The organism is uncultured Planktosalinus sp., from assembly GCF_963973675.1.
In the GTDB taxonomy this organism is placed as follows: Bacteria; Bacteroidota; Bacteroidia; order Flavobacteriales; family Flavobacteriaceae; genus Planktosalinus.
In genome coordinates this window covers 1-6,905 of the sequence record NZ_CAXBAN010000126.1, presented here as the reverse complement: position 1 = coordinate 6,905, position 6,905 = coordinate 1, and the positions used below count along the sequence as shown (strand labels likewise).

General features: G+C 34.7%; 6 protein-coding genes and 1 pseudogene. 5 read left to right on the top strand and 2 right to left on the bottom strand.

Features of this window, described 5'->3' with window-relative positions; translation table 11 throughout:
• Positions 1-60: 60 nt before the first annotated feature.
• The gene (locus tag AACY61_RS06555; RefSeq protein ID WP_339610780.1) at positions 61-900 is read left to right on the top strand and encodes a class I SAM-dependent methyltransferase; all 840 of its coding nucleotides are present in this window, start codon (positions 61-63) and stop codon (positions 898-900) included.
• A gap of 153 nt (positions 901-1,053) precedes the next feature.
• Here the strand turns inward: AACY61_RS06555 and AACY61_RS06550 are convergent, their stop codons facing one another.
• Complete coding sequence (locus AACY61_RS06550; protein WP_339610779.1) at positions 1,054-2,202, bottom strand: DNA polymerase III subunit delta'; 1,149 nt, start codon at positions 2,200-2,202, stop codon at positions 1,054-1,056.
• A gap of 153 nt (positions 2,203-2,355) precedes the next feature.
• On the opposite strand from AACY61_RS06550, the gene AACY61_RS06545 reads away from it, so the two are divergent.
• From AACY61_RS06545 to AACY61_RS06535, 3 genes are all read left to right on the top strand, one after another.
• Entirely contained in the window at positions 2,356-3,543 is a 1,188-nt protein-coding gene (locus AACY61_RS06545) for a phosphoglycerate kinase (protein WP_339610778.1), read from the top strand.
• 75 nt (positions 3,544-3,618) lie between these two features.
• Positions 3,619-5,187 carry a LysM peptidoglycan-binding domain-containing protein gene (locus AACY61_RS06540; RefSeq protein ID WP_339610777.1) on the top strand — a complete coding sequence of 523 codons (1,569 nt, stop codon included), beginning with the start codon at positions 3,619-3,621 and terminating at the stop codon, positions 5,185-5,187.
• Positions 5,188-5,290: 103 nt separating this feature from the next.
• Entirely contained in the window at positions 5,291-6,268 is a 978-nt protein-coding gene (locus tag AACY61_RS06535) for a DUF4837 family protein (RefSeq protein ID WP_339610776.1), read from the top strand.
• Between the two features lie 46 nt (positions 6,269-6,314).
• Here AACY61_RS06535 and AACY61_RS06530 read toward each other — a convergent pair whose 3' ends face one another.
• Positions 6,315-6,503, bottom strand: a complete 189-nt coding sequence (locus AACY61_RS06530) for a twin-arginine translocase TatA/TatE family subunit (protein WP_339610775.1) — start codon at positions 6,501-6,503, stop codon at positions 6,315-6,317.
• Positions 6,504-6,634: 131 nt separating this feature from the next.
• On the opposite strand from AACY61_RS06530, the pseudogene AACY61_RS06525 reads away from it, so the two are divergent.
• Positions 6,635-6,905: pseudogene (locus AACY61_RS06525) on the top strand (M23 family peptidase); the annotation flags it as partial.

Here is a 6,905-nt window from a genome sequence, read left to right as displayed (position 1 = left end):
TTCAGTAATGTTGGTTTACATGGGCCGATAGTGTTCCACGTGAAACATAAATAATTTCGATTGAAATTGACACAAAAAACGGTATTAAAAATAAAGGATTTCCTCGTTTCTGGCGAAGAGTTTTCATTAATTGAATCTAATAAAAAGGACCTTTTAATAACAACACCGGTCCCAAAAGACATTGAAAAATATTATCAAAGTGAAGAGTATATTTCCCACACGGATTCGAAAATTACTCTCTTTGACAAAGCCTATCAACTTGCAAAAAAAATTGCCCTTCTCAAAAAAGTAAGACTCATAAAAAAGCTGAATAATGGATCAGGCAAATTATTGGATGTTGGCTCAGGAACGGGGGACTTTTTAGCGCTCGCCCAAAAGGCTAAATGGAATGTTTATGGAGTAGAGCCAAATAGTAATGCAAGAGCGCTTTCTCACAATAAAGGCATTACGGTTTTTGAAAACCTTACGGATATTCACGAAACCAATTTTGATGTTATCACTCTTTGGCATGTTCTTGAACATGTTCAGGACATTGATTCATATATTTTTGAAATCTCAAAAAAACTAAAACCAAAAGGTGTTTTAATAATCGCAGTTCCCAATTATAAATCTAAAGACGCTCAATTTTACAAAGAATATTGGGCAGCATATGATGTGCCAAGGCATTTGTGGCATTTTTCAAAAGAAGGAATAAAACGTATTTTAGAAAAGCACGAGTTTATGCTTTTGAAAATTAAACCCATGTGGTTTGATAGTTTTTATGTTAGCATGTTGTCTGAAAAATATAAAACTGGAAGAATCAATTGGATTAAAGCAGTTATAATGGGAACAGTCTCTAATTTGTCAGGAATATTTTCTAAAGAGTACTCTTCACACATATACATCTTCAAAAAACAATAATTGATGTTTTGAGGCTGAATTATGACATTATATGAGCAATACAACCAACTTATTGCCAAGAAGACGAAGTCCTCTTAAATCGGCTTAAATTATTTAAATATCAATAAGAAAAACCAATTGAAAGACGAGACTTTAATAATAAAATATTATAGATTATTTTTCAGAAGGTTTGTGTAGTAATCGTGTAAGTTGAATCGAAAGATCGGAAAAAATAATTTTTGCATTTCCATTTCTTTCAATATGATAATTTGCAATTTCTAAAGCTTCGATGATCTCTAAAATGTTTTGTCCATGAATAAAAGGCGCAAATTTTTCCAATGCAAAATCTGTAGATTTGATTTTTAAATAGACAAGAGAATGCGATTTATAATTAATTAGCAATGCTTGTCTAAAAAAAGAAACACAATAATCAAGAAATTTTTTCTGGACCTCTCTACCAGTACTGGCAATATTTTCACTCCAGTGCAATAAATCATTGACCACCGCTTTGTTTCCTTTAGCTCTAAAAGCTGCTCGCACCCAATAAATCACCCAATTCTCAAATTCATTGTCTTCACTCTTGTTCTTTAAAAGTTGTAAGGCTTTATTATAAACTCCTGAAGCCTGCCTGGCAAAACCTTTTGCCTGTTCATATGCGGCACCTTCTCTCTCAACCAATCCTTGAGCAATAACTTCTTCGGCCAATAGTGGAATTTTCAACATCTGACAGCGCGATCTGATTGTGCTCAAAAGCTGTTCTTCATCTTCGGTAATAAGAATAAAAACAGTTTTTTCAGGAGGCTCTTCTAAAAGTTTTAAAATTTTATTGGCACAGGAAATATTCATTTTTTCAGCCATCCAAATAAGCATTACTTTATGCCCTCCCTCATAGGACTTTAAAGATAAACTCTTGACCATATCCTGAGCTTCATCAACACTTATTTGACCTTGTTTTTTTTCTACACCAATATAGTTGTACCAATCATATAAATTGGAATAAGGGTTTTCATTCAAAAAGGACCGCCACTCCTCAGAAAAATGAGATGAAACGGGGTGTTTTTTTACTTTATCATTAGTAGCAACAGGGTAAACAAAATGCAAATCAGGGTGAGATAACTTGTTGATCTTCAGGTTACAGGATGTGTTTCCGCCCGTATTTTCCATTCCTGAATTGCCACATAAAAGATATTGAGAATAGGCTATTGCCAAAGGCAAAACACCTTGACCCACAAATAATTGAGCATGAGGAATCCGATTGTTTTGAACACCTGCAATTAAGTGGTTCTTTAGATAATCTAAACCTAAAACTTCTGAAAACAGCATACGCAAATATATAATAAATCAACGCAAACCTAATGTTTCAGTTCTTAGAAAAAAGTATCTTTGTTATTAAATAAAATTCATCAACAAAAAATGCAACTTGATATTAAAGGACACTGAAATAGTGACTGATAAAATGCATAAAAACTTCAGTATATGAAAACCCTTAACGACTTTAACTTTGACAATAAAAAAGCACTCATAAGAGTGGATTTTAATGTTCCTTTGAATGAAAAATATCAGGTTACAGATGCCTCACGTATTAAGGCCGTAAAGCCTACAATAATTAAAATACTTGAAGATGGCGGGAGTTGCATTTTAATGTCACATTTGGGAAGACCAAAGAATAAAGAAGAAGGGTTTTCATTAAAGCACATTGTGAACACTGTTTCAGAAATAATTGGCGTTCAGGTTCAGTTTGTGGAAGATTGTATTGGTGAAAAAGCCGAAAAAGCTGCAAAAGAGTTAAAACCAGGGCAAATATTACTTTTGGAAAACCTGCGTTTTTATAAAGAAGAAACCCAGGGAGACTTGAGCTTTGCTCAACAACTTGCAGTTTTAGGCGATTTTTATGTAAACGACGCTTTTGGAACAGCTCACAGAGCACATGCATCAACAGCTGTTATTGCTGAATATTTTGATGGCAAAAAATGCTTTGGAAAGCTATTGGAGCAAGAAATTGAGAGCATCAATAAAGTGATGAAAGAAAACAAAAAGCCCGTTACTGCAATCATTGGTGGGGCAAAAGTATCTTCTAAAATAACCATCCTTGAAAATATATTAGACCCAATAGACCACTTAATTATTGGTGGAGGAATGGCATTTACCTTTATTAAAGCATTGGGAGGTAAAGTTGGAAACTCTTTGGTTGAGGACGATAAACTAGAGCTTGCCTTACATATTTTGGAACAAGCAAAACAAAAAAGCGTTCAAGTACATTTGCCGGTGGATGCTCTAATTGCTGACAGTTTTTCTGAAAATGCCACAACAAAACAAGCTCCTATTGCTGAAATACCCGATGGCTGGATGGGGTTGGACACCGGCAAAGAAACCAATACACTGTTTGCGGGTGTTATCAGAGAATCAAAAACGATACTTTGGAATGGGCCCGTGGGTGTGTTTGAAATGAAACCCTTTTCACACGGAACAATTTCCATGGGTATTGCTATTGCTGAAGCAACAAAAAATGGATGTTTTTCACTTGTAGGCGGCGGCGATTCTGTTGCTGCAGTAAAACAGTTTGGTTTAGAAAAAAAAGTGAGTTACGTATCAACCGGTGGAGGTGCAATGCTTGAAATGCTTGAAGGCAAAACCTTACCTGGAATTGCTGCAATTGAAAATTAATTCAAATTAGACCCAATAGAACAATAGTTGAATATAATATTTTTTACTATTTTGCAGTTAACTTAACAAAAAACAATGCCAAAAATAATTTTCCCCTTAATTTTCAGTGTTTGTTTTTCAATTGTCAATGCTCAGGTAACTCCTCTAGAAGATGATGAACAGTTAGAGATTGAACAAAGTATTTCTGAAGTTGACTCAACTTGGATCGCACACAATGTTGAAACTGACCAACCGACATTTGAAAGTTTAAAAGACAGTATTCTTTATATTTTTAAACAACATCAACAAGTAAGTGAAATTGATAGTCTGTGGAAAAAAGAGTTGTTTAACTCTGAACTCTTTGATGAAATGCAGGCTTCAGTAGTAAATTTTGAGTCTGAATCCAATGATACCATAGTTTATGAGGAGCTATCCACCGAAATACTCATTAAGCAGCTTGAGATTTTAAATACCAAAACACCCTTTGACGTAAGCTATACCAAAGCACTTGAAAGTACTATTAAACGTTACCTTAAAACAAGAAAAAAGTCTATGCAAAGGCTCATGAACCTGAGCAACTACTACTTTCCAATGTTTGAAGAAGAACTGGATAGGCATAACCTACCACTAGAATTAAAATATCTAGCCATCGTTGAATCGGCGTTAAATCCGCGTGCAAAGTCAAGAGTGGGTGCCACAGGTCTTTGGCAATTTATGTACCCAACTGGAAAAATGTTTGGAATGGAAGTAAGCTCCTATGTGGACGAACGTTCAGACCCATTAAGAGCGACTGAATCTGCAGCAAAATACCTATCAACCCTTCACTCGGTGTTCAATGATTGGAATTTGGCATTGGCAGCATACAATGCCGGCCCAGGAAATGTTTCAAGAGCCATAAGACGTTCAGGAGGAAACAAAGATTACTGGAGCATTAGGCACAACCTTCCTCGTGAAACGGCAGGATATGTTCCCGCTTTCTTGGCGACGATGTATATTTTTGAATTTGCTGACGAGCTTGGTTTTACCGTTCCAAAATCGGGGTTTCCTTATTATGAAACCGATACTATTCATGTCAAACAGACCATTTCCTTCCAGCACCTCTCTGAGCTTTTGGAACTACCTCTGGAAGAACTTCAGTTTTTAAACCCCTCTTACAAACTTGATATTATTCCATTTATTGAGGGCAAAAACTATACATTAAGGTTGCCAATTGATGCTTTAGGAACTTTTGTAAGTAATGAAAATCTTGTATATGCTTACGCGAAAGCTGAATCAGAAAAAAACAATAAACCCTTACCTGAATTTTTCAAGCAAGATGAACAAATTACCTATCGTGTAAAAAATGGTGATTACCTTGGAAAAATTGCCGCCAATTATGGCGTTACCGTAGGAAACATAAAATCCTGGAATGGCCTAAGAAACAACAACCTAAGAATTGGCCAACGATTGTTAATTTACCCAAAAGGCAAAAAATCGAATGCTACAACAGCACAAAACAGTTCAAGTTCTCCTAAAAACAAAGAGTATATTGTACAAAAAGGTGACAGTCTCTGGAGTATATCAAGAAAATATCCGGGAATAACGATTGACAATATTAAGAAGTGGAACGGGATTAGCGGAACAAGTTTAAAGCCCGGAATGAAACTAAAACTTTCAAAAGGGTAAGGTTTTTGATAGATAGTATTTAATAAAAAAATCTAATTGAACACTAACGGTCATTAATAAAACATTTTTTGTGTTTTAAAAGGGACAAATGAAACTGCTTGAAATGAAAAAATTAATTTTCACACTAACTTTACTTGCGCTATTTATTGCTTGTGAAGACAGTAAATCAGATAAACACGCTATGTTGCCAACTTCATCTGGTAATATAAACAACCTTCAGGTGGTTATTGATGATGACCTATGGTCAGGAGAGGTTGGAGAAGTTATCAGAAATCATTTTGCAGCTACCGTTGACGGACTTCCGCAAGAAGAACCTTTATTTACAATCAATCAATTACCACTTAATTCATTTGATGGATTCACACAAAACAACCGAATCTTTTTATATGTAAAAAAGGGTGAAAAAAAGCAAATTAAATCAACAAAAGATCATTATGCAAAACCTCAAAACGGAGTTTTCATTAGTGGTAACACCAATGAAGAACTCATTGATGTAATCAATGAAAATGCTTTAGACATAATTTCCGGTTTTAAGGAGTCTGAGATGAAAGAAAAACAAAGAAGAATGTCATTGTCACGACTCAATGTGCAATCACTTAAAGACAGCTTGAAAATCTCATTGACTATGCCCTCAGTATATCGATTTGCAAAGTTATCAAATGAATTTGCCTGGCTTCGAAAAGATATTCGCACAGGCGATCTAAATGTGTTAGTCTATGAGATGCCCTTAGACGCTTTTCAAAATGAGGAAACACGCATGCAGGAAATAATCACCATGAGAGACTCTATTGGAAAAAAACACATACACGGAACAGTTGAAGGAAGCTATATGATAACTGAAAAAGCTTTTGCACCCTATTTATTTGAAACCAAAGTCAACAATCGGTTTGCTTATCAAGCAAAAGGAACCTGGGAACTTTATAATTTCTTTATGGCGGGGCCCTTTGTCAACTACATCATTGAAGACAAACCTAACAACAGGTACTTAGTGATTGAAGGTTTCACATTTGCTCCTTCTATTGATAAAAGAGATTACCAGTTTGAATTGGAGTCTATCATAAACTCTATTGAATTTGAATAAAAAAAATCCGCGCGTAGCGGATTTTTTTAAAAGTTGAAAAGACAACTTATTTTTTATCTATTTTTTCACTATCGTCTTTTTCTTCCTTGGAGGCATCCTTAAACTCTTTAATTCCACTACCTAATCCACGCATTAACTCCGGAATTTTCTTTCCTCCAAACAATAACAGCACAATTACAACAATTAAAGCAATTTGCCAGGGACCAATTGCCAAGGGGATAAATAAAGCATTCATACGTCTGAAATTTAGACTACAAAGTTAACAAGAAAAATTCAATACCATACACTTTAAGATAATTTCTTATAATCAGGTATACGAAATTCCCTTAGTTTTTGTTTTATATTTGCTTAATAAGTAAACGGAAAATGGCTGAAGAGAAAAAGAGAAAGAAAATTGTAAAAAAACTGCTCCACAAATACCGTCTAGTTGTTTTAAACGAAGATACTTTTGAGGAAAAAGTTTCATTTAAGCTCAACAGGCTAAACGTGTTTGTTTTTTCAACCCTGTTTGCACTTTTCTTGATAGGAATTACAACTGTAATAATTGCGTTTACACCATTAAGAGAATATATTCCCGGATATTCTTCAACACAACTAAAACAACAAGCGGCTGAATTAGCATACAAAACAGACTCTA